Raw genomic sequence first — 26,417 nt, forward strand, 5'->3', positions numbered from 1 at the left:
TTTAATGCGTTCTGTTCTTCTGCTTGCCGCTCTGGCTTTGCTTGCCGCCTGTGACATGGAAACCGGCCCTTCATCGGAAGAGCTTGCCCGACAACAGGCGCAGCGCAATCTGCTTGCCGTCAGCCCGCCGATGCGGTGGCAGCATAAGAGCGGCTCGGATGACTGGACCCGCGCGACACTTGTGGCGCTTGAGCGCGAAGGCGTGGCGATGATGTCCCGGGTGCCGCATGATATTCAGACCTATTGCCCGAATTACGCCGAGCTTGGACGGACCGAGCGCAAGGCGTTCTGGGCCGGATTGATGTCCGCGCTTGCCAAGCATGAAAGCACCTATAACCCAAGGGCGTCGGGCGGCGGCGGTCGCTGGTTGGGTCTGATGCAGATCGCTCCGGCGACGTGGCGCAGCTATGACTGCAGCGGCCATATCACCAACGGTGCCGACAATATGAGTTGCGCGGTCAAGATCATGTCGCGTCAGGTCGGGCGGGACAACGCGATTGCGCGCGACGGCAGCGGCGGATGGCGCGGTGTGGCGCGCGATTGGGCGCCGATGCGCAGCGCCAGCAAACGCGCGGATATCGCCGAATGGACCAGCAGCCAGAGCTATTGCACCGCACCGGCGGAAGGCTAGGCGGGCCGCGTCGCTTCCCGCTTGAGGCGAGAAAGGCTTTGTCGTAACCACTACGCTATGAGAATATTATTTCTTGGCGACGTCATGGGCCGCGCAGGTCGCCGCGCGATTATCGAGAGATTGTCCGGATTGCGGCAGCGGCTTGGGGCTGATTTCGTCATTGTCAATGGCGAGAATGCCAGCGGCGGACGTGGGATTACTGCGGGTCATGCGCAATTGCTTCTGCAAGCCGGGGCGGATTGTCTGACGCTTGGCGACCATGCATTCGATCAGAAGGATCTTCTGACCTTTGTCGAACGTGAACCGCGCATTATCCGCCCCCTGAATCTGGCGAAAGAGGCTCCGGGCAGGGGCGCGGGCGTGTTCAGTGACGCGCGGGGGCGTAAATTACTGGTGACGCAGGCGTTGGGGCAGGTGTTCATGTCGCGTCCCTATGATGACCCCTTCTCGGCGCTTGACGGCGTGCTGCGCGCGCATCCCCGTGGCGGGATGGTACAGGCCGCGATCGTGGATTTCCATGCCGAGGCAACCAGCGAAAAGATGGGCGCGGGCCATTTTTGCGACGGGCGCGCCAGCCTTGTGGTCGGCACCCATACGCATGTCCCGACAGCCGATGCGCAAATCCTTCCGCGCGGCACCGGCTATTTGTCGGATGCGGGAATGTGCGGCGATTACAACAGCATCATCGGCATGGAAAAGACCGAGCCCCTGCGCCGCTTCGTTACCGGCATGGCCCGTGATCGGTTCACTCCGGCCGAAGGCGAGGCAAGCCTTTGCGGCGTCATGATCGAAACCGATGATCGCAGCGGCGAATGCCGGAAAATCATGCCTGTCCGGGACGGCGGACGGCTGGAGCAGACCCATGCGAAGGCTATCGAGTGACGGTTTCTTGCTGAAATGCGCCGTCCCTGCGGCGGAAGTAGGGTTTCCATTTATCTTTACTTGCGGGCGGATCGGGTTTCCGATCAAACTATGCCCATCGTGCCGATGAGGTTTATTTTGAGAGCACTATATGTTCGGATTTGAATTGAGCGGCACAGTCGCTGCCGTTACCACGATATTTATCATTGTTGGTATGCTGACCCTTTTCATCCGCGAGGTCTATCCGCCGGAAGTTACCGCGATTCTGGGCGCAGTCGTGCTGCTTGGGCTGGGTATTCTGGATATCGATAGCATTGCGGGTGTCTTATCGAACCCGGCCCCCTGGACCATCGCCTTCATGTTCATCATCGTCGGCGGTCTGGTGCGCACAGGCGCGCTCGACTGGATCGGGCAGCGTGCCGCGCGGCATGCGGGTGACCATCCGTTCATGACGCTGGCATCGATCTCGGTGGTTGTCTGCGTCTTGTCGGGTTTCGTCAACAATACGCCGTTGGTTGTAGTGATGATGCCGATTTTCATGCAGCTTGCCAAAGAGATGGGAAAGTCGCCCTCCAAGCTGCTGATCCCATTGTCATATCTGTCCATTTTGGGCGGAACGATGACAATGATCGGTACATCGACAAACCTGCTGGTCGATGGCGTCGCGCGCAGCTCGGGGATGGATGCGTTCTCGATCTTCGAGATTACCCCGGTCGGCCTGCCGATGGCGATTATTGGTGTGACCTATCTCTTGCTGGTCGCACCGCATCTGCTGCCCGACCGCAATTCCATGTCTCAGCTGATGTCGGGCCGATCCAAAGCAAAGTTTTTTACCGAAGTCGCGATTCCCGAAGAATCATCTTTGATCGGGAAGGCATTGGACGAGGTGGATATTTTCACCCGCGACACTGCCCGCGTGATTGACGTCCTTCGCGGCGATGCTTCGTTGCGCCGGGATCTGACCTCCGTAAAGCTGGAGGCCGGGGACCGCGTGGTTCTGCGCACTCCCATGTCCGAGGTGCTGGGCCTTCAAAGCCACAAGGAATTGCGCATGGTGGACAAGCTGAGCTCGGTCCAGACCTCCACGGTCGAGGTGCTGATCACGCCGGGTTGTCGCATGGTCGGGCGCAGCCTTGGCGCGATGCGGCTGCGCAGGCGCTATGGCGTCTATGTATTGGCGGCACATCGCAGGAACCAGAATATCGGCCGTCAGCTTGACGATCTGGTGGTGCGTGTGGGCGATACCCTGCTGCTGGAGGGGGAAGCCGGGGATATCCAGCGACTGGCAATCGATATGGAGATGGTCGAGGTAAACGTGCCAACCGATCGCGCCTATCGCCGCCGCCATGCGCCGATCGTGGTGGCGACGCTGTTAGCGGTCGTGGCTCTTTCGGCTTTCGATATCGCGCCGATCCTGCTCCTGGCATTTGTCGGCGTGGCGGTTGTCCTGGGTACTCGCTGCATCGACGCGGATGAGGCGCTCAGCTTCGTTGATGGCCGGCTGATGGCACTGATCTTCGCCATGCTTGCCGTAGGGGCCGGGCTCGAAAACTCAGGAGCGGTCGAATTGCTTGTTACGCAGATCGCGCCATGGCTGACTCAGGTTCCGCCATGGGGACTGGTATTGTCAGTGTATCTGCTGGCGACGGTTTTGACCGAGACGGTGACGAATAACGCCGTTGCGGTGATCGTCACACCGGTGGCGATCTCGCTGGGCAACCAGTTGGGCGTCGATCCTCGTCCTTTGGTAATTGCGGTGATGATGGGCGCCTCGGCCAGTTTCGCGACGCCGATCGGGTATCAGACCAATACGCTGGTCTATGGTCCGGGTGGCTATCGCTTTGCCGATTTCATCCGGGTCGGCGTTCCGCTGAACGTTCTGATGGCCATAACGGCAGCCATTGTTATCCCGATCTTCTGGCCGCTGTAACTTGTGCTTTCTGCAATGCTGCCATGCAGCATTGCGGCTTGTTATCATGCTGCACCCGCACAATATTGAATGCAGGGGAGGAAACAGCTTTGTGCAACACAAGGAGTTTCCGATGGCTGGAACCGGAATTGTCGAACGTCATAACGGGCCGAATCATTCCATACTCGGCACGCTGGCCATACCATTTGTCGCCTTTGGGCGTTTCATGGTCCTGCTGGCAGAATCCAATTCGAAAATGCGTGCGATGACCCGTCTCAACGAGTTGTCAGATTCCGCATTGGCGGCCCGGGGCCTGACCCGCGATGCCGAGATGCGCCGGATCATGGGCATAGACGCCAATCTCTGAAATGCTCCGGGTGATGTTCCGAAGCGCGTGCCCCGGGGCGCGCGCTTTGCCATATCCGCCGGTGAGGGGAACATATCGCCGAAGATCTCGGGCAGCATCTTGCGATTACCTGCCTTGCTGGACTAAAAGCGCCCAAATCTTTGCGTAAACACGACTGACGAAGGGCGACCGACCATGGCGGGTCATTCCAAATGGGCCAATATCCAGCATAGAAAGGGCCGGCAGGATGCCGTCCGATCGAAGCTGTTCTCCAAGCTTTCGAAAGAGATCACCGTTGCCGCGAAGATGGGCGACCCCGATCCGGAAAAAAACCCGCGCCTGCGTCTGGCGATAAAGGAAGCCAAGTCGAATTCGGTTCCGAAGGACGTGATCGAGCGGGCTATCAAGAAATCACAGGGCGGGGACGCCGAGAATTACGAAGAAATCCGTTACGAGGGTTATGGCCCCAATGGGATCGCGCTTGTCGTCGAGGCGATGACCGATAACCGCAACCGCACCGCCTCGAATGTGCGCAGCTATTTCACCAAGTCGGGTGGCGATCTTGGTCAGACCGGTTCCGTCTCTTTCATGTTCGACCGGGTGGGCGCGATCATGTATCCGACCGCTGCCGGGGATGCCGACACGGTGATGCTGGCCGCGATCGAGGCCGGCGCGGATGATGTTCAATCCGATGAGGAAGGGCATTGGATTTATTGTGCGGATACCGATCTGAACGAGGTCTCGACGACGCTTGAAGAAAGTCTGGGCGAAAGCGAATCGGCGAAACTGATCTGGAAACCGCAGGCTCCGACCGAGATCACTGATCTGGAGACGGCTCAAAAACTGATGCGCCTGATCGACTCGCTGGAAGATGACGATGACGTGCAGAACGTTACCGGCAATTTCGATCTGTCCGACGAGGTTGCCGCCCAGCTTTAGGCGGATTCAGTCATTCATGCAGAAGAAACCGTCAGGGCAGCAATGCTGTCCGGGCGGCTTTTTTAATGGCGCGGGTCAGCGGCATAAGTGCCGGAGCGGAGATCCGCGCGATTTGCCAATATAGCGGTATATCCAGCGGCTGATCGGGGGCAAGATCGATCAGTTGGCCCGAATCCAGATCAGCCGCGATCATCACCTCGGGATTCATGCCCCATCCCAATCCAAGCCGGGTCGCTTCGGCGAAGGCCTGGGAAGACGCGATCCGATGCAGGGGCAAAGCGATCCGGCGGCCAGCGATCCGCCTTGCCCATCGGTCTTGCAATCCATCCTTGCTGTTGAAGCTTAGTGCCGGCGCGCGTCCAAGGCTTCTGGAATCCGGGCCGTTCGGGAAATACCGGGCGATGAATTCCGGGCTGGCCGTGGCGCGATAGCGCATCCGGCCAAGCGGGATGCTGTCGCAGCCGCTTACAGGTCGGCTGTCGCTGGTCAGGGCGGCAGTGACATGGGCATTCCGTAGCCAGTCAAGCGCATGATCCTGATCATCGATCACCACATCCAGCAGGCCGGGCGCTGCAGTCAGCGGCGGCATGGCCCAGGTTGCAAGGCTGTCGGCATTGATCGCAAGCCGGATGACGGGCAGCGCGTCCGGGATGGTCTGGATCAATCCGCGTTCCAGCAGCCGGACCTGATCGAGATGGGCGGCGAGGCGCAGTCCAGCCTTGGTCCCCTGAACCGGCGGGCCGCGATCGATCAATACGGTGCCGCTGCGATCCTCAAGATTGCGGATCCGCTGCGAGATGGCAGAGGGCGTAATGGATAACGCATGGGCGGCTGCCTCGAAGGAACCGCGGCGAATGATCTCGGCCAAAGCTTCGAGGGCAGGGTAGTCCAGCATCAGTTTTACTTCATTAGGATAAGATATATTCGTTTTACTTAAACCAGAGCGACATGCATCAGCAAGCCGGAAGGAGTGTCATCATGGTCTCTTACCTTGCCGGAATGGGCACGGGATTGTCACTGATCCTGGCGATCGGTGCACAGAATGCCTTTGTCCTGAAACAGGGGCTGGCCCGGCGGCATGTGCTGGCGGTATGCCTGTTTTGCGCGATTTCCGATGCGATCCTGATCGCTGTCGGTGTAGGCGGCATGTCCGTGGCGGGGGCCGGAATACCCTGGCTGTTCGAGGTGATGCGCTGGGGCGGTGTCGCCTTCCTGCTTTGGTACGGTTTGCGGTCTTTCAGGGCAGCCTTGACAGGGGGTGAGACGCTGCGGCCCGAGGGTAAAAGCAATGGGATGGCGGCGACGCTTGCCGCTGTTGCGGCGATCACATGGCTGAACCCGCATGTCTATCTGGATACCGTGGTCCTGCTTGGTTCGATCGCGTCGCAATGGCCTGATCGGGTTGCTTTTGCCTGGGGCGCAATCAGCGGTTCTTTTCTGTTCTTCTTTGCCCTGGGATACGGAGCGCGATTGCTGGCGCCGGTCTTTGCCCGGCCGCGCGCCTGGCAATGGCTGGAGGCCGGGATCGGCTGCGTGATGTGGGGCATCGCGTTGAAACTGGCATTGGGCTAGGGGTCAGACCACGGCGCCTATCTGCCAGGGCAGGAATTCATTGTCGCCCAGCCCGAGGGCCTCGCTTTTCGTAACCTGCCCCGAGGCGGTCGCGAGGATCAGCCTGACGATCTGTTGCGCTTTCTCTTCAAGACTGACGCCTTCCGACAGGATATCGCCGCAATTCAGATCCATATCGTCGCGCATGGCAAAGAACAGGCGGTCATTCGTAGCCAGCTTGATCGTCGGCGCAGGTTTGGAACCAAAGGCCGAGCCGCGCCCGGTGGTGAATACGATCAGCTGAGCCCCGCCGGCGATCTGACCGGTGGCAGAGACCGGATCATATCCGGGTGTATCCATGAAATTCAGGCCCGGCACACGGATCGGCTCGCCATATTCCAGCACGGCTTCCAGCGGCGCTGCCCCGCCCTTGGCGACGGCGCCCAACGATTTTTCGAGGATGGTCGTCAACCCGCCAGCCTTGTTGCCGGGGCTGGGATTATTGTCCAGTGTCGCGCCGAATCGGGCAGTGTAATCTTCCCACCAGCTTATCCGTTCCAGCAGTTTATCGGCGATCGCCGACGAGGCGGCGCGATCCAGCAGCAGGCGCTCGGCCCCATAAATCTCGGGCGTTTCGGACAGGATCGGGGATGCTCCCTGTGCCGCCAGCATATCCGCGGCCAGACCAAGCGCCGGATTGGCGGTGATGCCCGAGAACCCGTCCGAGCCGCCGCATTGCAGCCCGATCTTCAGCGCGCTTGCGGGTGCAGGCGACCGCCGGGCCCGGTTGACCTTTGGCAGCATGTCACGGACGTGCTTCTTGATCGCGTCGATGGTGCGCCGCGTGCCGCCGTTTTCCTGAATGGTCAGCCCGTGGAAACGGGCGGCGGCACCGAGTTCCTGTTTCATCCGGGAAATCTGCATGACTTCGCAGCCCAGACCGACGAACAGCGCCGCCGCGACATTGGGGTGTCCGGCATAGCCCGTCAGCACCCGCTGCAAGGCCCGCCAGCCCGGTCCGCTATCGGCCATGCCGCAACCAGAGCCGTGGGCAAGCGCCACCACGCCATCGACATTCGGGTAATCGTGCAGAACACCCTCGAAGCGCAATTCCTCGGCGGCGTGGCGTATGGCCGTGGCCGAGCAATTCACGGTCGAGACAAGCGCGATGAAATTCCGCGTCCCGACCTGTCCGCCGTCACGGTGATAGCCAAGAAACTCCAATCCCCGCGAAGGGTGCCGGGCAAGCGCCTGACGGGCAATTTCCAGTCCCGCGCCGGGGGTATAGTCCCGGTCATGTAAACCGAAGCTGCAATTATGGCTGTGAACATGTGCCCCTGCCGGGATCGGTTGCGCCGCGTAGCCGATAATCTGCCCGTATTTCACCACGGCATCACCGGCTGCGATATCCTGGCGCGCGATCTTGTGGCCCGCCGGAGCGACGGTTTTCCGGGTCAGGATCGCCACATTGTCAGAGGGGCTCAGGATCAGTGTCTCAGCCATGCAGTTTCTGCACCATGGCCCGCGCGCCGTCCGCCATCAGTCCGGTCAGGGCAGCGGTCAGATCATCGGCAAAGGCGGTGTCTTCGCGAAGGGCGGTTGGAAAGACCGCTTCCAGCTTCAGGAAGCCCTGTACCGTCTGCGCCGGATCCTCGTGCCACAGCGCTGCCAAACTGGGGGCAAGAGGGTCCTTCACCTCGATCGGCTGATCTGCTTCGTCGCGGCCAGAGACATAACGCATCCATGCGGCGACCGCCAATGTCAGCCCGGGCACGTGCCGTCCTGCAGCCCGTGCCTCGGCGATGGTGGCAAGGATACGCTGTGGAAGTTTCTGGCTGCCATCCATCGCGATCTGCCATGTCCGATGCCGGATGGCGGGATTGGCGTAGCGGTCATGCAAGGCCGTGGCATAGTGTTGCAGATCCGTGCCGGACGGAGGGGTCAGCGACGGGATGATCTCGTGCTGCCACAATGCCCTGACATAACCCGAAAAGGCAGAATCCGCCACGGTATCGGCAATCGTCTCATGCCCTGCCAGATAGCCCAGATAAGCCAGCGAGGAATGGGTGCCGTTCAGCATTCGCAGTTTCATATGCTCGAATGGTGTCACATCGGCGACCATCTGCACCCCGACTGCTTCCAGATCCGGGCGCGATCCGGCGAAACGATCCTCGATCACCCATTGACGGAAGGGTTCATGCATAACCGGCGCTTCGTCGCGCATGCCGGTCAACACCTGCAGCCTGTCCAGATCGGCGGCGCTGGTGGCGGGCACGATGCGATCCACCATGGTCGAGGGGAATGCGCCCCGCATGTCGATCCAGGCGGCCAGAGCCGGATCGATGGCTTCGGCCAGCTCAAGCACGACGCCGCGCACCACATGGCCGTTTTCGGGCAGGTTGTCGCAGCACAGGACCGTGAAAGGAGGCAATCCCAATGCATGCCGCGCCTGCAGGGCCCGCACCAGAAAACCCGGCGCAGATTTCGGCAGCGGATTGTCCAGATCATGCCGGATATCGGGATGCTCGCGATTCAGCCTGCCGGTAGAGGGCTCGTGACAATAACCCTTCTCGGTGACGGTCAGGCTGACGATCTGCACTTCGGTTGCGGTCATTGCGTCCAGCACGGCTTGCGGATTTTCCGGCGCGACCAGAACATCGCGCAGCACATCCACGATCTGCGGCTTTTCACCGTCGGGGCCAAGCTTGACAGCCGTATAGGCCCAGCCTTGGGGGCGCAGCCGGTCGCGTGTGCCAGAAGATTGCAGCGATACGCCGGTGATCCCCCAATCCTCGCCCGAACTCTTCATCGCCTCGGCGATATAGATCGCGCCATGGGCGCGGAAAAACGCGCCAAGCCCCAGATGCACGATACGTGCCGGAGTTTGTCGGGGTTCCCGGAAGAGCCTATCTGGCAAGCCAGCCTCCATCGACATTCAGCACCGCTCCGTTGATATAATCCGAGGCGGGCGCGGCCAGAAATACGGCTGTCTGGGCGATATCTTCGGGCTGTCCCCAGCGTCCCGCCGGGATCCGGTCAAGGATTGCCTGCGACCTTTCGGGATCGTCGCGCAATGCCTGGGTGTTATTCGTCTCGATATATCCCGGGGCGATGGCGTTCACGTTCAATCCCCGTGCAGCCCATTCATTCGCCATCAGCTTTGTCAGTCCAGCAACGCCATGTTTGCTGGCGGTATAAGAGGGCACCCGGATGCCGCCCTGAAAGCTGAGCAAAGAGGCGATATTGACGATCTTGCCCCGCCCCCTGGGCAGGGCGGCGCGGGCGAAGGCCTGACATGTGAAAAACAGCGCCTTCAGATTGACGTCCATGACCTCGTCCCAATCGGCTTCCGAGAAATCCACGGCATCCTCGCGCCGGATGATGCCCGCGTTATTGACCAGAATATCGATGGGCTCCTTCGCGAATACGTCTTTCGCGGCATGCGGATCGGAGAAATCCAGATGCAATGTCCGGCCCGATCCCATCAATGCCAGGGTTTCATCGCAGCCCCGGCGGCCAGCTGCGATCACGCTGGCCCCGGCCTGTGCCATGGCAATCGCGATGGCCTGTCCGATCCCGGTATTCGCGCCGGTGACAAGCGCGGTCTGTCCCTGTAGTGAAAACGGGCTCACCGCAGATCCTCCGGCTGGAGGAAGTCCATATCGGTGAAATCGACATTATCTCCGGCCATGGCCCAGATGAAGGTGTAGCCGCCGATCCCCGCGCCGGAATGGATCGACCATGTGGGTGACACCACCGCCTGCTCATTGGCCACGAAAAGATGCCGCGTTTCCTGCGGATCGCCCATCAGGTGCAATACCCGTGCCTCTGGCTCCATGCCCCAGTACAGATAGGCTTCCATCCGGCGATCATGAATATGGGCGGGCATGGTGTTCCAGACCGAGCCATCCTCCAGCGTCGTATAGCCCAGCACGAGTTGGCAGCTTTCCATCACCAGCGGATGGATGAATTGCCGGATGGTGCGCTTGTTCGAGGTCTCGACCGCGCCAAGCTTGACTTCTGCCGCCTCATCCACTGTGACCAGCCGGCAAGGCAGTTCACGATGTGCCGGGGCCGAGGTGATATAGAACCGGCCCTGACCCGAGAATGTCACCGGCCCCGAACCCATGCCCAGATAAAGCACATCGCCCTGTGCCATGTCCCAACTTTGACCCGCGGCCTCGACCCGGCCGGGTCCGCCGATATTGACGATGCCCATCTCGCGACGGTCAAGGAAGGTCGGGGTCTTGGTCTCTTCGATCCTGTCTAGTGTCAGCGGCTTGCCCTTCTTCGGTACCGCGCCGCCAAGGGTGAAACGGTCGTAATGGGTATAAACCAGCCGGATTTCATCATCGACGAACAGATCTTCTGCCAGGAAATGCTGGCGCAAGCTGGCGGTGTCCATTCCCTTTGCATGTTCGGGATGGATCGCGTGGCGGGTTTCGACATGAGTCATGCGGGCTCCTGATTCAGAATGGTTTCAGCGATTTCACAGAAAATCGTCGCGGCGGGGGGTAAAGCTGTCGATCAGCTCGCCCGGCTCAAGGCACAGGCAGCCATGCTCCGCCCCCGAAGGGATCACGAAGGCATCGCCCGGCCCGATCTCGAACTCATCGCCCTCCATGCTGAAGCGATAGCGGCCCGACTGCACATAGGTTGATTGCACATGCGGATGGCTGTGAAGCGCCCCCCGGTCGCCCGCCTGAAAAATAAAGCGGACGACCATCAATTCGGGAGAATGGGCAAGAATGGTACGGATCGGATCGCTCATTTGAACACCGCCGGAAGCCAAAGGGAAAGCGCGGGAATATAAGTGACCAGCATCAGCGTTACGAAAGCGGCGCCGTAGAATGGCCAGATGGTGCGCATGGCCTGCCAGATGCTGATCTTTCCGACGGCGCAGCCCACGAACAGCACCGCTCCGACAGGGGGGGTGCAGAGGCCGATGCCCAGATTCAGGATCAGGATCACGCCGAAATGGACCGGATCGACACCGAAGGCCTGCGCCACCGGCAGGAAGATCGGAGTCGTGATCACGATCAGCGGCGACATATCCATGAAAGTGCCGAGGATCAGCAGGATCAGATTCATCAGCAGCAGGATCACCAGCGGATTGTCCGAGATGTTCTCGAGAAAATTAACAAGCTGCGCCGGCACCTTGAGATAGGCCAGAAGCCAGCCGAAACAGGCTGCGCAACCGATAACCAGCAGCACCATCGCCGTGGTGCGCACCGCGCCCAGCGTGGCCTCGACGAATTCGCGCCAGGGCAGGCTGCGATAAACCAGTGCCGTAATCAGCAGCGCATAGACCACCGCGATATTCGCGCTTTCCGATGCGGTAAAGACACCCGAACGCACCCCGCCGAAGATGATCGCCACCAGAATCAGACCCGGCATGGCCGAGACGAACAATGTGCCCATGATGCGAAAACCGGGGAAAGGTTCGGTCGGATAGCCTTTTTTCCGCGCGACATACCAGGCGGCAACCATCAATGTGAGGGCAAGAAGCAGGCCCGGTATGATACCGGCAGTGAACAGATCGGCGATGGACAGACGACCGCCGGCGGCGATGGAATAGATGATCATGTTATGAGATGGCGGGATCATCAATGCGATGATCGAGCCAACAACCGTAATATTCACAGCATAATCAACATCATATCCGCGTTTCTTCATTTGCGGAACCATCAGGCCGCCGACTGCGCTCGCATCCGCCGCGGCAGAGCCCGAGACGCCGCCGAACATGACGGAGGCGAGGATGTTCACCTGTCCCAGCCCGCCGCGCATATGACCGACGAAACTGCCCGCAAGCGCGACCAATCGTCGGGCGATATCGCCGCGGACCATCAGGTCGCCTGAATAGATGAAGAACGGAATGGCCATCAGTGCGAAAACCGAGATGCCCGAATTGAGCCGCTGGAATACCACGACCGGCGGCAGACCCAGATAGACCACGGTAAAGAAGCTTGACGCGCCAAGGCAGAAGGCAACCGGTGTGCCGATCAGCAAAAGCAGGGTAAAACTGCCGAAAAGTATCCAATATTCCATCGGTTCAGTCTCCGCTATGCATCATGCCGGTTTCCGGCTCGTCGGTGTCTCCGAACCGGAGGGTCCGCAGCCCTGCGGCACGGCGAAGGATGCGCTCGACCGAGAACAGGATCAGCAATGCACCTCCACCGACCAGCGGTGCGAAATTCCACATGCGCGAGATGCCCAGTCCGGCAATATCCCCATTCGCCGCCTTCGCCGCGAGTTGCCAGCCGAACCAGACCATGCCGAAACCGAAGGAGGTCACCACCAGATCAGAGAGGCTGTGGAACCACGGTGTCCAGCTTTTGGGCATGATCATCAGGCCAACGTCGAAAGACAGATGATATCCCTCTTTCACTCCGACCGCCGCGCCCAGCAAGATGAACCAGCCCATCAGCATCACGCTTGCGGGCTCGGCCCAGAACAGGCTGCTGCCGAGCAGGTAGCGGAAACAGACCTGAGCGAAGACGAAAACCGTCATCAATATCAGGCCGATACCCGCAACCCACAATCCGGCGCGGGCAATCACGCCGGTCCATCCGGCCAGTTTCACCAATGCGTCACGCATATCCCCTCCAATCAAGCGAACCCGCCCGCGGGATGACCTGCGGGCGGGGTATAATTACTCGGTTTCCTGAATGCGTTTGACCAAATCCTGCGCCTCGGGCGTGGTCACGTATTTCTCGTAAACGGGAGCCATGGCATCAATGAAAGGGGTCTTGTCGATTTCCTTGACGATTTCGGCTCCGGCCTCGACCACCTTGGCCTCCGATGCCGCTTCCTGCTCGGCCCAAAGCTTGCGCTCCAGCACTGCCGAATTCTGTGCCGCTTCGCGCATGATTTCCTGATCTTCGGGGGGGAGATTATCCCATGCGGTTGTGGAAACGGCCACGACTTCGGGAACCATCAGATGCTGGTCCAGCGTGAAATACTTGGCTACTTCGTTATGCCCGGCGCTGTCATAGCTTGGGAAATTGTTTTCGGCGCCATCGATCACCCCGGTCTGGATCGCCGAGTAAACCTCGCCATAGGGCATGGGGGTTGCGTTGGCGCCCAGCGCATCCATCATATCGACGAAGACGTCATTTTCCATGACGCGGAATTTCAGCCCCGCCAGATCCTCAAGCGTCTCGACGGGCTTCTGCGAGTTGTAGAAGCTGCGCGAACCGCCGTCGTAATAGGCAAGCGCGACCAGATCATGCTCGGCGAAGGCCTCGGCCAGTTCGTCGCCGATGGGGCCGTCCATGACCTTGTACATATGTTCCTGATTGCGGAACAGATATGGCAGGGAAAAGAGCTGCGTTTCCGGTACGATATCGTTGAACGTGCCGAATGAGGCGCGGACCATGTCGATCACGCCGAACTGGGTCTGCTCGATCGTGTCTTTCTCTTCACCAAGTTGGGACGAGGGGAAAACCTCGATACATATCCGGCCTTCGGTCTTTTCCTTGACCTCTTCGGCCATGGCCTTCACGCCTTCGACCGTCGGATAGCCATCGGGATGGGTATCGGATGACCGCAATGTGGTTTCGCATTCGGCGGCTGCTACCGTCGCCAGGGCAGCCGAGGCCAGCAGCCCGGCCAGAGTTGTTGTCACGAACTTCATTCTTTTTCCTCCCAGTCAGAAGCTCAAAGTTTATAGGCCCGTTTGGCGAGCCCATATGTCAGGTCATGTGCGACCTCATGCGCCTCGTCTTCGGCCAGCCGGCCAGTCGTGACCAGCGTCGCCAGATAAGCGCAGTCCACCCGCCGGGCGACATCGTGCCGGGCGGGTATCGAACAGAAGGCGCGGGTGTCGTCGTTGAAGCCGACCGTGTTATAGAAACCCGCCGTCTCTGTCGTCATTTCGCGAAAGCGGCGCATCCCCTCGGCACTGTCGAAGAACCACCATGCGGGGCCAAGCCGCAGACAGGGATAGACCCCGGCCAGAGGTGCCAACTCGCGTGCATAAGAGCTTTCGTCCAGCGTGAACAGGACCACAGTCAGGTCGGGCCGCATCCCGACCGCGTTCAACAGCGGGCGCAGCGCAGTAACGTAATCGGTGCGGCCCGGAATGTCGAAACCCTTGTCGCGTCCGAAAGTCGCCATCACCTGATCCGAGTGATTGCGCCGCGAGCCGGGATGGATTTGCAGCACCAACCCGTCTTCAAGGCTCATCCGTGCCATTTCGGTCAGCATATGGCCCCGGAATGCATCGGCTTCCTCGGATGAACATTCCCCGCGCAGCGCCTTCTGAAACAAGGCCGCCGCGTCTGTCTGCGGCAAATCCTCGGTCCGGGCGGTGGGGTGCCCGTGATCGGACGAGGTTGCCCCGAATTCCTTGAAATAGGCGCGGCGGGCCCGGTGCGCATCCAGATAGCCGCCCCATGTAGATGTATCAAAGCCGGTCTGCTGTCCCATCAGGGCGATATTTTCTGCGAAACCGTCCATTTCGGGATCGACCACACCATCCGGGCGATAGGCAGTGATCACCCGCCCATCCCAATCGGAGTCCCTGATCATCCGGTGCCAGCGAAGATCGTCGGTGACGGCCTCGGTCGTTGCGATCGCCTCGATTCCGAAACGGCGATACAGGGCGCGGGGGCGGTATTCCGGTGCGGCCAGGCATTCCGCGATATGGTCGTAATACCAGTCTGCGGTTTCCGCGCTTAACTTCCGGTCGATGCCGAAGACATGCTGAAACGAATGATCCAGCCACATCCGCGAAGGCGTTCCCCGGAACAGGTGGTAATGGCTGGCGAAAAGCCTCCAGATCTTGCGCCCATCCGTTTCGACTGCGCCACCATCGGTGCGGGGAACGCCCAGATCAGTCAAAGCGACACCCTGCGAACACAGCATACGGAAGACATAGTGATCCGGTGTCACGAAAAGCTGGGCAGGGTCGGGAAATGCCGAGTCCTCGGCATACCAGCGGGGATCGGTATGGCCATGCGGGCTGATGATCGGCAACTCACGGATCCCGGCGTAAAGGGCTTTCGCCACGTCACGGACGCGGGTCTCTGCCGGGAATAACCGATCCTCGTCAAGCAATGCCATGCGTCTCCCCCCGACTCGCTTGCTCTTTTGCTAGTCATCTAATATGCTAGTTTACAAGGAAGGTCAACTGGAGCCGTTTGCATGCCGACACAAAAGATTTCGCCCCGCCCAGTTTTGCCGGCACTTGATGAGATGCGCCCGCCTACGGTGACGGATCAGGTTTTCGAACAGCTTTACAAACGGGTGATCGACCTGACCTTGCCACCCGGCAGCAAATTGTCCGAGGCAGAGGTTGCGGCGACGATGGGAGTCTCGCGGCAGCCGGTCCGGGATGCCTTCTACCGGTTGTCCCAGCAGGGCTTCATCGAAATTCGTCCGCAACGCGCCACTGTGGTTACGGCGATTTCGGAAGAGGCGATCCTGCAGGCGCAATTCATCCGGCTGGCGCTTGAAACGGCCTGTCTGCGCAAGGCTGTCGAGCGGCTGACAACCGAACATCTGGCGGCTCTTGATGAATTGGTCGAGCGTCAGGAAGAGGCGGTCGCAGGAGACAAGCGTGCCGAATTCCACGCGCTTGATGATCAGTTCCATCATGACATCTGCGATTATTCCGGGCTGGAATTCGCATGGACCCTGATCAAGGAAACCAAGGGGCATATGGACCGGGCGCGCTATCTTTCGCTGTCATTCGGCGCGGCGCGGGCCTTGGCGGAGCATCGCGACATCATGCGGGCGCTTCATGCCCGTGACGCCGAAAGGGCCGTTATCGCCTGCGAAAAACATCTTGGCCGGATTGCCGAGATCTTTCCCCGGCTGCGGGCGGACAATCCGAACGCATTCGGGCGCGATTGATCGTCCCCGGGAAATAACGGCGATCAGATCGCATCGGCTATGTGTTCAAGGATATCTTGAAGTGCGTCAGGTCAGGATGCGGGCTTCGGTCACGGCCTGAACCTCTTCAAGGCTGTTTCCCTCGGCCAGATCGATCAGTTTGAATCCTTCGGGCGTCACTTCGAGGACGCAGAGATCCGTATAGACGCGGGTCAGAACCCCGGCGCCGGTCAGCGGATAAGTGCAGCGCTTCAGCACTTTGGGCGTACCATCGCGCGAGTTGTGGCGCATCAGTGCATAGATCTGCGGCACGCCCGCCACGAGATCCATCGCCCCGCCGACGGCAGGCGGAAAATTCTGTTCAAGCGTCGCCCAGTTCGCCAGATCGCCATTTTCGGCCACCTGATACGCGCCCAGCACCGCGATGCTGAGATGATTGCCCCGCATCATGGCGAATGAAAGCGTATGATCGAACAGGGATGCCCCCGGAACCATCGTGATCAGTTTCTTGCTGGCATTGATCAGTTCGGGATCTTCCTGTTCCGCTTGTGGCATGGGGCCGACGCCCAGCAGGCCATTTTCGGTGTGATACATCACTTCGCGGCCTTCAGGGACAAAATGCGCGACCCGGTTTGGCAGGCCGATCCCCAGATTGACATAAGCGCCGTCCGGAATGTCCTGCGCGAGCCGCGCCGCCATGCCGTTTTCATCAAGCGGTTTCATGGCCTTACCCCGTATTCCACTACGCTGTTTACGAAAATTCCCGGTGTGATCACGGCTTCCGGTTCCAGCGGTTCTTCGGCCAGAATGCGCACCTCGGCGATGGTGTGCTTTGCGGCCGTGGCCATCACCGGATTGAAGTTCCGCGCAGTGGCGTGATAGCGCAGATTGCCCCAGCGATCCGCCTGTTCGGCACGGATCAGGGCAAAATCAGCGGGCAGGGGTTTTTCAAACACATAGCCGACCCCGTCGATGACCCGCGTTTCCTTGCCTTCCGCAAGCAATGTGCCGTAAGCGGTCGGAGTGAAGAAACCGCCTATGCCGGAACCTGCGGCGCGGATCCGCTCGGCCAGTGTTCCCTGCGGCACCACCTCGAGTTCGATCAGACCTTCCTCGTAACGTTTCTCGAACCAGACCGAACCGGGCGAGCGCGGATAAGAGCAGATCACCTTGCTTACGCGGTTTTCCCGCAGAAGCAGGGCAAGGGCATCCTCTCCGGTTCCGGCGTTATTGGCGATGATCGTCAGATCCCGCGTGCCGTGATCCAGCAATGCGGCCAAAAGGCCAAAGGGAATGCCCGAAGTTCCGAACCCGCCAATCATGATCACTGCGCCATCGAAGATCGGCGCGACCGCCGTGGCCAGATCGCTGACCCTTTTGTCGATCATGAAGTCGTTCCCCGGTTGTTGCGCAGAAGGAAAAGATGCGTGGCATAGACGCACAGGATTAACGCCAAGCCGATCAGATCCGAATAGAATTCGGGGATGATCGCCATCATTCCGGCTATGCCCATCAGGACCCGACTGAGAAAGTTGGCCGGGCCGATACCGTAGAGGTAACCCTCGAAAGCGGATGTCAATGCCCAGAGGGCTGCTGCAGCGATCAGGAAGGATCGGATGATGCCGAATATGGAACCTTCGAAGATCAACCCGTTATCATGGATGAAGATGAAAGGTAGCACGAATAGCGCGCCGCCAAGCCGCATCGAATAGAGTCCCGTCTTCATCGGGTTGGCTCCTGCCAGATTGGCTGCCGTGATGGATGCCAGCGCCACAGGCGGGGTGATGTAGGACAGCATCCCCCAATACAGGATGAACAGATGGCTGGCCAACGGATTCAGCCCCGCCTCTATAAGCGCTGGCGCAAGCAGGATGGACAGGAAGATGTAACAGGCGCTTACCGTCATCCCCATCCCCAGAACGAAGCTGGTCACGGCGCCGGCAATGAGCATCAGTGGCACGTTGTTCCCGGCATAAAGCAGCAACTCGCGCGAGAATGCACCGGCGACGCCGGTATAGGACAGCCCGCCAACGACCAGACCGATCCCGGCGAGAATGGCGACGAGCGAGGCGATGTTGCTGGCCGTATCCACCAGCAGGGCCTTTGCTCGTTCAAGATCCAGCCGGGTTTCGCCACGTAATGCGGTCGTGACAAGCAAGACGACGGAAGCGGCATAGGGTGAATATGTCTCAAGCCGCATCACCATCAATACGAAGATCAGCACGGACAGGCACAAAAGATAAGGCCAGCCATCCAGCAGGACTTTTCCAAGAGGACGAAGATCGGAGCTGGGCAGGCCTTTCAGGCCGTTGCGTGCGGCGTACATATCGACTTGAAACAGCAGCGCGATATAGAACAGCAATGCCGGCAGGAACGCAGCGGCGACGACGTCGGCATAGGGTACGCCCAGAAATGACGCCATGATGAAGGCGACGGTCCCCATCACCGGCGGCATCAATGTCGCCCCGGTGGAAGCGCAACTTTCGATCGCAGCGGCGTAGGTCGCCGGATAGCCGATCTTCTTCATGGTCGGAATCGAGAACGGTCCGCTCGTCAGGATATTCGAGATCACACTGCCCGATAGCGACCCAAGTATCCCGCTGCCCAGAACCGCGACCTTGGCCGGTCCGCCGCGGCTGCGCCCCAGAAGCGCTGTCGCCAGATCCATGAAGAAATCCGCGCCTTTCGTCGCGGTCAGGACAGAGCCGAAGATGACGAAGCCGATCACCAGTTCGGCAACGACCTGCATCGGTATGCCGATAATGCTCTCGACGCCAAGAACATGGATCCGGATTGTTTCCGTGAAGGAGAAGGAAGTGCCCCAGAGGAATCCGGGCATGTAATCGGCAAATAGCGGGTAGGAGCCGAACAGCAATGCGGTTCCCAGAAGCAGCGGACCGCCCCCGCGCCTGACTCCCTCAAGTGTGGCAAGCAGGACCATGCCGGCGGCGAAATTTGCCTCGGTCGGTGCCGAGAATTCCCAGCCCTGCTGAATGATGTCGATGCCATGCAGGCCCAGATAGCCGCAGGCGATCAATGTCAGGGCTGACAGAACCCAGTCAAACCAGTCCACCCTGCGCGAGGCAGAGCGCCGTGCCGGGATGGTGATGAAGGCGATGGCGAGAAAGATGCCGATCAGGTAATAGAGGTAAGAGTTTCCAAGCGGCTGAAAACCGAACAGATTCAGCAGGAATACCTGATTGATCGCAAGCAGCAGTCCGGCCGCTCCGAGAATATAGACGGCAATCGCGGCGATGCCCGAAATGCGGGATGTATCAACGCCGGGCACCGGCGGCGCGCCGGTTGCATCTGGATCGGTCTGGTCCATGCAGAAATTTCCTTGATATCGAGAATGCCGGGCCAAGCGCGAAAAAGGGAATGGCCCGGCTGGTCAACGGCGCATGCTATGAGTCCAGAGATTCAAGAACTTCCTGCTGCTTTTCCTTCCATTTTGCCGAAAATTCCTCGGGAGGCAGGTCTTCATTGGCGGGTTTGAATTCCTCCCACGCGGCGAGCATCGCATCCAGCCGCATGACGCGTTTCTGGTTCCATGCCTCTGCCTCGTCGGTCCAGATTCCCTTTTCCTTCAGATAACGGATTGCGCCTTCGTGGAACGGCACATCGGCCGGGGGCAGGCCGGATTGCTCCAGATCCCAGCGGGTCATCGTGGCGGTGCCGTCCTTGTAAAGGTCAAAGGTCTCGTCCAGGGCCTTGACGAAGGCATAGACCTCATCCGCGGATTTATCCGCCTTTGTGGCAATGACCGGGTAACGATATGCGGCCATCGCCACCGTTTCGCCATCTGATAGTCCCGCCGCGATATCCTCTTCGAATGGCGACATGATCGGCAGGACGGCGTCCAGCGCCGCCCAACCTTCCTTGTTATCGGCATCAAGCGGAATCCAGCGGATACCGCGCGGAGATTCCGCCAGTTCGTAAAGCTGGCTCGTGGTCGGGGTCGTGCAGGTGAAATCCGCTTCGTTCTTCGTCATCGATGACATGGCGGCGGCATAGGTTGGAAACATCACCACCTCGACATCGTCGGTCGTCAATCCGCCGAAAGCGAGAATCGCTTCACATTTGAGGTTGACCGAAGGGTTGCCAACCACGAAGGCCGCGCGCTTGCCCTTGGCATCCGCAACCTGCTCGATTCCCGCGTCGGCCGCCGTGACCATGGCGAATGACGCGGGCCGCCCTGCGATCGCGCGCAGATCCTGCGGCCCCCATTCCGGTGTCGAGAAGTCGAATTCGCCTTCGGAAACGAAGAAAGATTCGGTTGCGAGGAAACCGTAATCGGCGCGTCCGGTCAGGACGGGCTGCAAACGGCCGACGGATGATCCCGACGGCTGAATGCGGATCTTGGTGCCGAATTTCTTGCCGAATGCATCCGCTATCGCCGAAGCTTCGGCATATCCGGCGGAGCCGACATCATAGGCCGACCAGACCATTGTTCTTGGCAGTTCCTGCGCCGCGGCCGGCACAATTCCAAGTGCCAATGCGGTCACCCCCAGAAATCTGGTGATAATCATGGTATTCCTCCCCCATTGTTTTTCAGGCGTCGTTTTGTTGTTCAGGCATTTGCCCTGCGCCCATGGTTTGCCGCGCTCCTCCTCAGTCGGCGGCTCATACAGTATTGCGCAGTTTTGTCGCATTCGGGCCATATTTCAAATGCATTGAGGATCTATCAGCGATAGCATGACGGCATCATGGAATTGCGTCAGCTTCGAAATTTTGTCCGTATCTGCCGAATGCGCAGCATCACCGCAGCTGCCGAGCGGTTGAATATCGCCCAGCCGGCGCTGAGTCGGCAGGTTCAGGCACTTGAAGAGGAACTGGGCGTGGCGCTTCTGCGTCGTCACGGCCGTGGTGTCGAGCCGACCGAGCAGGGGGAGCGGCTTCTGGCGCGGGCCGAACGGTTGTTGGCCGATGCCGACGGTATCCTGCGCGACCTGCCCGGCAATGACGGAGAATTGCGCGGCACATTGACGCTTGGCCTTCCTCCGGTTGTGGCAGAGATATTGGCCGAGCCGCTGATCGCGCATTTCATCTCGCGCTATCCGCATGTCCGGCTGCGGATCGCTTCGGGGTTTACCGGCCATGTGAAGGAATGGCTGCAACGCGGCACGATCGATCTGGGCATCACCTATGAGATGGGTCCCGTCAATGATCGCCACGCGCGGCCACTGGTCTACGAACAGCTTTACCTGCTGTGTCCGGCTGTGCCCGAAGGCATATCGGCCCCGATTACGTTCAGCGAAGCTTTTGCACAGCCGCTGATCTTGACCACACCGGCCCATAGTCTGCGCCGATTGCTGGAAGCGGCGGCCGCGCAGCAGGGGATCACCCCCGATGTCGTGCTCGAGGTCGATATCGTGCAGGTCATGCTCAGCCTGGTGCGGCAGGGCCATGGGAATACCATTCTGTCGCGTGCCGCGTTCCGGAAGATGCAGGACCGCAACGAAATCATTGCCCGTCCGATCATCTCGCCCGAATTGGGACGGAACGTCGTTCTGTGGACACCCGAACGCTATGGCGAAAGCATGCTGATCAAGCGGTTTGCAGAGACGTTGATCAGTCAGGTGAAACAGCTGGTGGATTCGGGCGTCTGGGATGCCCGCTGGCTTTGACGTGCCTGTATTGCCGCGGCGCAGATGTCCGGGGCAGCGTGGCGCAGTATCATCGTCGTCTGGCCGGGGCATGGATAACATCGCCTGTCGCTGATCCTGTTCCACCCAGTCTGTCGACAGCTTCCAGCAGGGCGGGACCATAATCCCGGTGGAGTTCTTCCGGAGTAACAAGAAATGACGGGCCGCCAACATTCAATCCGTAAACGCTCGTGCCGTCCAATGACCGCAATGGCGCGGCGATCCCGGTGATTTCGGCCCGCCAATCGCCAAAACCTGTGCAATAGCCATAGTTTTCGTAATCCTGCAGCAGCTTGCGAAGACTATGTTCCATCCGCTCGCGCTGTTCGGGAAATTCGGCGATTGCCTCTGCCAGCGCCTCTTCCCGCCCGGCTTCATCCATGCTTGCGATGATGGCGCGTCCGATGGCCGAGTAGAACAGGGGCAGTCTTGCGCCAACATTCAGCGACAGGGCAACCGCCTGTTGCGAGCGTTTGACGGCAAGATAGATGGCCCTGTTCCGGCTGCGCTCGGCCAGGGCAATCGTGACATAGGGATTTGGGCCGTTCGCAAGCCTGTCCATATCGGGACCCGCACGGTCGGAAAGGTCGGTGGCGGCAAGGGCACTGAATCCGAGTTGCAGCACCTGTGCCCCAAGGCGATATTCGCCGCTTGAAGCGTCCCGCCGCAGATGACCAGTCCGAGTCAGCGTATAGGTCAGGCGCGATACCGTGGGTTTTGCCAGACCGGTGCGTGCCGCGATTTCGTGATTGGACAGATAGCGATCGCTGGCACGAAAGCAACCAAGGATATCGAGCCCTCGCGCCAATGCACTGACGAATTGCCGGTCGGAGGATTCATCCTCATCCATGTGGTCTGTAATCCGGGTCATCTTGTGCTCGGGTGATATTTTCACCGCTTCCGTTCTTCGTTGCTGAGATAAGGTCAACATGGGAGATTAACCTTAGGGGGTTCGTTCGGATTCTGGTGGCTTCTGTCAACCCCGGCAGCGTTTCCAGGGGGGCCGAAGCAGCAGTTGGCTATTTGACTGGTTTTCCAGTCTTTAGCACGAAGCGATGGATTTCAAGATGTTTCGTATGGCGAACGAATATTTTGCATCGCGGTACAATTGACTCGGCGTGCCTCATTCAATAATCGTTCGCTATGCGAAACGAAAGTTCGCATATATCTCGTGACAGGCCGGTCCGGAAACTGCGGGAAGAGGGTATGACGATCATCGCAGGGATCCCTGCCAGTGCCAGAGTTACAAGTTGCAGATCTTCGGCGCGGTCCTGATCGATGGCCGGCATTCTGATATTCTGATCCCTGCATAAGGGGATCATGGCAGGCATGGTACCTAGGAACAGACGGTCGAAGCATTTCAGGGCGCAACAAGACAGGAAGGAGTGGGACGACCATGCTTGAAGGGTATATTTACGATGGGCTGCGCAGCCCTTTCGGGCGCCATGCGGGCGCTTTGGCCGGAATTCGTCCCGACGATCTGGCCGCAACGGTTATCCGCGCTCTTGTCGAGCGTTCGGATCTGCCCGTCGACCGGATCGAGGATGTCATTCTTGGCAATGTCTGCCAGTCTGGCGAGGACAGCCGCAATGTGGGGCGATTTTCGGGCCTTCTCGGTGGTGTCCGGATGGAGGCGGGCGGGCTGACCGTCAACCGGCTTTGCGGCTCGGGCATGTCTGCGGCTCTGGATGCGGCGCGGTCGATCACCTTGGGCGAGGCCGGGTTATATGTGGCGGGCGGGACCGAAAGCATGACGCGCGCGCCTTTCGTGATCGGCAAATCGTCAAGCGCATGGGGTCGTCAGGCACAGATGTACGATTCGACGATCGGCACGCGTTTCCCCAACAAGGCGTTCGCCAAGCAATTCGGCGATTTCGCGATGCCGGAGACAGCGGATAATCTGGCCGCCGATTACGAGATCGGCCGCGAGCCATGTGACGCTTTCGCCTATGCGAGCCAACAGAAATACGAAGCTGCGCGGGCGGATGGTTTTTTCAGGGACGAGATCCTGCCCATCGAGATTCCGGGCCGGAAAGGCGCGGTGACAATGGTCGATGCGGATGAGCATCCGCGACCGGATACGTCACTGGAAAAGATGGCCTCGATGAAGCCGCTTTATGAAGGCGGGGTCGTGACGGCGGCGAATGCCTCTGGCGTCAATGACGGGGCAGCCGCGCTGCTGATCGGCGCGAAGAATTTGGGTCCACGGCCGCGCGCGCGGATCGTTTCGGGCGCGATTGCGGGTGTACCGCCCCGGATCATGGGGATCGGGCCGGGATTTGCGGTACCCAAGGCGCTTGAGCGTGCGGGGCTGACCATGAAGGACATGGACCTGATCGAGATTAACGAAGCCTTTGCCTCCCAGGTGCTGGCCTGCTGCAAACAGCTGGAACTCGATCCGAACGACAGCCGCCTGAACCCCAATGGCGGCGCGATTGCGGTGGGTCATCCGCTGGGTGCCTCGGGCGCGCGGATCGTCCTGACCGCGATGCGGCAGCTGGAGCGCATGGGTGGACGCTATGCCTGCCTGTCGATGTGTATCGGCGTGGGGCAGGGGATCGCCATGGTTATCGAGCGGGTTGGCTGAAACAGCGGAACGGAGGGAATGATGAGTCAGAATGAATCACCGGTGAAGGTCGAGACACAGGGCGAGATCGGCCTGATTGGCCTGAACAATCCGCCCGTAAACGCGCTTGGTGCGGCCGTCCGGCAGGGGCTTGTCGATGCGATTGCGCAGCTGACGAAAGATGCATCGGTCAGGGTTATTGCGATTTATGGCGAGGGCCGGGCACTGTCGGCTGGTGCCGATATCCGCGAATTCGGCAAGACTCCGATTGAACCGTCTCTGCCCGACGTGCTGAATATCGTCGAGGCCAGCGAAAAGCCGGTAGTGGCGGTTGTGCATGGCACGACATTCGGCGGCGGGCTGGAGCTTGCGCTTGCCTCGCATGCCCGCATTGGTCTGCCGGGAGGGCGTGTCGGATTGCCCGAGGTGACATTGGGCATCCTGCCCGGTGCGGGCGGGACGCAGCGTCTGCCGCGCCTGATCCCGCTACAGAACGCGATCGAGATCATCAGCACGGGCCGCCATTTGCCGATATCCGAGGCGCATGAACTGGGCATTCTGGACCGGATGGGGGAAGGTCAACCGCGTGAGGCAGCTTTGGCTGCCGCGCAGGCCGTACTGGCGGGAGAGCTGAAAACCCGCCGGACAGGCGAGATTTCCGTGACGCCGGATTCCGCGATGATCGACGCTGCGCTTGAGAAACTGCGCAGCAGGCGCCCGGCGCTCGAAGCCCCGATCAAGGCGGTGCAGGCCATCGGACATGCGGGCAAACCCATTGCCGAGGGGCTGCAGGCCGAGCGGGCGCTGTTCATGGAGCTGATGGCAAGCCCCGACCGTCAGGGGCTGATCCATGCATTCAATGCCGAGCGGGCGGTCAAACATATCCCCGAGGCCGGCGCGGTTCCCCGGGAGATTGCGAGCGCCGGTGTTATCGGTGGGGGCACGATGGGCGTGGGAATCGCGACTGCGCTGTTGACCGCGGGGATCCCGGTCACGCTGGTCGAAATGGCACAGGACCGTGCCGATGCCGCCAAGACCGCGATCACCAGAAATCTTGACGGTGCGGTCAAACGCGGCAAATTATCCGCCGAGGCCCGCGACAAGGCCGCAGCAGCCTTGACCGCAACGACGGAGCTGGAAAGCCTCGCGCAGGTCGATCTGGTCATCGAAGCGGTTTTCGAGGATATCGGCGTCAAGAAAGAGATCTTCGGCAAGCTGGACAGGATCTGCAAAGCCGGCGCGGTTCTGGGTACGAATACATCTTATCTGGATGTGAACGACATCGCCGCCATGACATCGCGCCCGCAGGACGTGATTGGCCTGCATTTCTTCTCGCCCGCGCATGTCATGCGCCTGCTGGAGGTGGTGGTGGGCGATAAGACGGCGCCCGAGATCGTCGCGACCGCCTGGGCTTTGGCCGCAAGGATGAAGAAGGTGGCGGTTCGTTCGGGTGTCTGCGACGGCTTCATCGGCAATCGCATTCTGGCGCATTACCGGAAAGCCGCCGATTACATGATGCTTGATGGCGCTTCATTCGAGCAGATCGACCATGCGCTTGAAGATTTTGGCTTCGCCATGGGGCCATTTGCCGTCGCCGATCTGGCCGGGATGGATATCGGTTGGGCGACGCGGAAGCGCAAGGCACCGACCCGCCCGCCCGAGGAACGCTATGTCAGGATTGCCGACCGCATATGTGAACAGGGCTGGTTCGGACGCAAGACCGGGAAAGGATATTATCTCTATGACGATCCCGGCAATCGCACACCGAATCCGGATGTCGTGAAAATCGTCGAGAGCGAGCGGGCAGAGCAGGGCATCGCACCCCGCGAATTCAGCGATGAGGATATCGTGGCCCGCTACATGACGGCAATGATCTCCGAGGCAGCCCGCGTCGTCAGGGAGGGCATCGCCCAGCGGCCCGTCGATGTCGATGCGGTGTTCCTGTTCGGCTATGGTTTTCCCCGGCACCGTGGCGGACCGCTTAATTATGCCGATCAGATCGGCGCGATGGAGCTGGTCAGGAGGATCGAGGAATATGCGAAAGAGGATCCCCATTACTGGCAGGTCCCTGCGCTTTTGCGGGAACTGGCCGAAACGGGCCGCAGCTTCGCCGACCTGAACAGGGAATAGGT

25 protein-coding genes are annotated in these 26,417 nt (G+C 60.1%); 10 read left to right on the top strand and 15 right to left on the bottom strand.

All coding sequences use genetic code 11. The annotated features are described in order from the left end of the window. The first annotated feature begins 4 nt into the window (after nt 1–4). The 5 genes from D3P04_RS17280 to D3P04_RS17300 all read left to right on the top strand — a co-directional run bounded on the left by D3P04_RS17280 (nt 5) and on the right by D3P04_RS17300 (nt 4,686). Nucleotides 5–631: a transglycosylase SLT domain-containing protein gene (locus tag D3P04_RS17280; RefSeq protein WP_119751062.1), complete on the top strand. Its 627-nt coding sequence runs from the start codon at nt 5–7 to the stop codon at nt 629–631. Nucleotides 632–688: 57 nt separating this feature from the next. Next, nucleotides 689–1,513, top strand: a complete 825-nt coding sequence (locus tag D3P04_RS17285) for a TIGR00282 family metallophosphoesterase (RefSeq protein ID WP_119751063.1) — start codon at nt 689–691, stop codon at nt 1,511–1,513. Between the two features lie 130 nt (nt 1,514–1,643). After that, a complete protein-coding gene (locus D3P04_RS17290; RefSeq protein ID WP_119751065.1) occupies nt 1,644–3,422 on the top strand; it encodes an SLC13 family permease in 1,779 nt (592 codons plus the stop codon). Between the two features lie 112 nt (nt 3,423–3,534). Then, entirely contained in the window at nt 3,535–3,768 is a 234-nt protein-coding gene (locus D3P04_RS17295) for a hypothetical protein (protein WP_119751067.1), read from the top strand. A gap of 174 nt (nt 3,769–3,942) precedes the next feature. Beyond that, nucleotides 3,943–4,686 carry a YebC/PmpR family DNA-binding transcriptional regulator gene (locus D3P04_RS17300; RefSeq protein WP_119751068.1) on the top strand — a complete coding sequence of 248 codons (744 nt, stop codon included), beginning with the start codon at nt 3,943–3,945 and terminating at the stop codon, nt 4,684–4,686. A gap of 31 nt (nt 4,687–4,717) precedes the next feature. Here D3P04_RS17300 and D3P04_RS17305 read toward each other — a convergent pair whose 3' ends face one another. After that, nucleotides 4,718–5,581, bottom strand: a complete 864-nt coding sequence (locus D3P04_RS17305; RefSeq protein WP_119751070.1) for a LysR family transcriptional regulator ArgP — start codon at nt 5,579–5,581, stop codon at nt 4,718–4,720. Between the two features lie 83 nt (nt 5,582–5,664). Here D3P04_RS17305 and D3P04_RS17310 point away from each other — a divergent pair, with 83 nt between their 5' ends. Next, complete coding sequence (locus D3P04_RS17310; protein WP_119751071.1) at nt 5,665–6,258, top strand: LysE/ArgO family amino acid transporter; 594 nt, start codon at nt 5,665–5,667, stop codon at nt 6,256–6,258. Between the two features lie 3 nt (nt 6,259–6,261). Here D3P04_RS17310 and D3P04_RS17315 read toward each other — a convergent pair whose 3' ends face one another. From D3P04_RS17315 to uxaC, 9 genes are read right to left on the bottom strand one after another with little or no spacing between them, the layout of a single operon-like run. Continuing rightward, a complete protein-coding gene (locus D3P04_RS17315) occupies nt 6,262–7,740 on the bottom strand; it encodes a UxaA family hydrolase (RefSeq protein WP_119751073.1) in 1,479 nt (492 codons plus the stop codon). Further along, entirely contained in the window at nt 7,733–9,166 is a 1,434-nt protein-coding gene (locus D3P04_RS17320; protein WP_232845066.1) for a mannitol dehydrogenase family protein, read from the bottom strand. The genes D3P04_RS17315 and D3P04_RS17320 overlap by 8 nt, the downstream gene beginning before the upstream one ends. Beyond that, entirely contained in the window at nt 9,144–9,869 is a 726-nt protein-coding gene (kduD, locus tag D3P04_RS17325; protein ID WP_119751076.1) for a 2-dehydro-3-deoxy-D-gluconate 5-dehydrogenase KduD, read from the bottom strand. Before kduD ends, D3P04_RS17320 begins: the two co-directional genes overlap by 23 nt. Further along, nucleotides 9,866–10,693: a 5-dehydro-4-deoxy-D-glucuronate isomerase gene (gene kduI / locus D3P04_RS17330; protein WP_119751078.1), complete on the bottom strand. Its 828-nt coding sequence runs from the start codon at nt 10,691–10,693 to the stop codon at nt 9,866–9,868. Before kduI ends, kduD begins: the two co-directional genes overlap by 4 nt. Nucleotides 10,694–10,726: 33 nt before the next feature. After that, a complete protein-coding gene (locus tag D3P04_RS17335; RefSeq protein ID WP_119751080.1) occupies nt 10,727–11,008 on the bottom strand; it encodes a cupin domain-containing protein in 282 nt (93 codons plus the stop codon). Next, nucleotides 11,005–12,285, bottom strand: coding sequence for a TRAP transporter large permease (locus D3P04_RS17340; protein WP_119751081.1), 1,281 nt, complete (start codon nt 12,283–12,285; stop codon nt 11,005–11,007). The genes D3P04_RS17335 and D3P04_RS17340 overlap by 4 nt, the downstream gene beginning before the upstream one ends. 4 nt (nt 12,286–12,289) lie before the next feature. Next, complete coding sequence (locus D3P04_RS17345) at nt 12,290–12,835, bottom strand: TRAP transporter small permease (RefSeq protein ID WP_119751083.1); 546 nt, start codon at nt 12,833–12,835, stop codon at nt 12,290–12,292. Between the two features lie 54 nt (nt 12,836–12,889). After that, nucleotides 12,890–13,873: a TRAP transporter substrate-binding protein gene (locus D3P04_RS17350; RefSeq protein WP_119751085.1), complete on the bottom strand. Its 984-nt coding sequence runs from the start codon at nt 13,871–13,873 to the stop codon at nt 12,890–12,892. 23 nt (nt 13,874–13,896) lie between these two features. Then, complete coding sequence (gene uxaC / locus D3P04_RS17355; protein ID WP_119751086.1) at nt 13,897–15,303, bottom strand: glucuronate isomerase; 1,407 nt, start codon at nt 15,301–15,303, stop codon at nt 13,897–13,899. Nucleotides 15,304–15,384: 81 nt separating this feature from the next. Between uxaC and D3P04_RS17360 the strand changes: the two genes are divergently transcribed. Continuing rightward, nucleotides 15,385–16,095, top strand: coding sequence for a GntR family transcriptional regulator (locus tag D3P04_RS17360; protein ID WP_182912908.1), 711 nt, complete (start codon nt 15,385–15,387; stop codon nt 16,093–16,095). Nucleotides 16,096–16,161: 66 nt separating this feature from the next. On the opposite strand, the gene D3P04_RS17365 is transcribed toward D3P04_RS17360, so the two are convergent. From D3P04_RS17365 to D3P04_RS17380, 4 genes are all read right to left on the bottom strand, one after another. Next, nucleotides 16,162–16,797, bottom strand: coding sequence for a 3-oxoacid CoA-transferase subunit B (locus D3P04_RS17365; protein ID WP_119751088.1), 636 nt, complete (start codon nt 16,795–16,797; stop codon nt 16,162–16,164). Beyond that, nucleotides 16,794–17,462, bottom strand: a complete 669-nt coding sequence (locus D3P04_RS17370; protein WP_119751090.1) for a 3-oxoacid CoA-transferase subunit A — start codon at nt 17,460–17,462, stop codon at nt 16,794–16,796. Before D3P04_RS17370 ends, D3P04_RS17365 begins: the two co-directional genes overlap by 4 nt. Then, nucleotides 17,459–19,402 carry a TRAP transporter permease gene (locus tag D3P04_RS17375; protein ID WP_119751092.1) on the bottom strand — a complete coding sequence of 648 codons (1,944 nt, stop codon included), beginning with the start codon at nt 19,400–19,402 and terminating at the stop codon, nt 17,459–17,461. The genes D3P04_RS17370 and D3P04_RS17375 overlap by 4 nt, the downstream gene beginning before the upstream one ends. 76 nt (nt 19,403–19,478) lie before the next feature. Beyond that, the gene (locus D3P04_RS17380) at nt 19,479–20,603 is read right to left on the bottom strand and encodes a TAXI family TRAP transporter solute-binding subunit (protein WP_119751094.1); all 1,125 of its coding nucleotides are present in this window, start codon (nt 20,601–20,603) and stop codon (nt 19,479–19,481) included. Nucleotides 20,604–20,780: 177 nt separating this feature from the next. On the opposite strand from D3P04_RS17380, the gene D3P04_RS17385 reads away from it, so the two are divergent. After that, on the top strand, nt 20,781–21,701 hold the full coding sequence (locus tag D3P04_RS17385; RefSeq protein ID WP_119751096.1) for a LysR family transcriptional regulator: 921 nt from the start codon (nt 20,781–20,783) through the stop codon (nt 21,699–21,701). A 49-nt stretch (nt 21,702–21,750) separates the two neighbouring features. Here the strand turns inward: D3P04_RS17385 and D3P04_RS17390 are convergent, their stop codons facing one another. Further along, nucleotides 21,751–22,590, bottom strand: coding sequence for an IclR family transcriptional regulator (locus tag D3P04_RS17390; RefSeq protein WP_232845060.1), 840 nt, complete (start codon nt 22,588–22,590; stop codon nt 21,751–21,753). A gap of 525 nt (nt 22,591–23,115) precedes the next feature. Between D3P04_RS17390 and D3P04_RS17395 the strand changes: the two genes are divergently transcribed. After that, nucleotides 23,116–24,306 (top strand): acetyl-CoA C-acyltransferase, encoded by a 1,191-nt coding sequence (locus D3P04_RS17395; protein ID WP_119751099.1) that lies wholly within the window; start codon nt 23,116–23,118, stop codon nt 24,304–24,306. 21 nt (nt 24,307–24,327) lie between these two features. After that, entirely contained in the window at nt 24,328–26,415 is a 2,088-nt protein-coding gene (locus D3P04_RS17400; protein WP_119751101.1) for a 3-hydroxyacyl-CoA dehydrogenase NAD-binding domain-containing protein, read from the top strand. Nucleotides 26,416–26,417 lie beyond the last annotated feature (2 nt).

Origin of the sequence: Paracoccus onubensis (genome assembly GCF_003591515.1) — a bacterium.
GTDB classification, from domain to species: Bacteria; Pseudomonadota; Alphaproteobacteria; order Rhodobacterales; family Rhodobacteraceae; genus Paracoccus; species Paracoccus onubensis.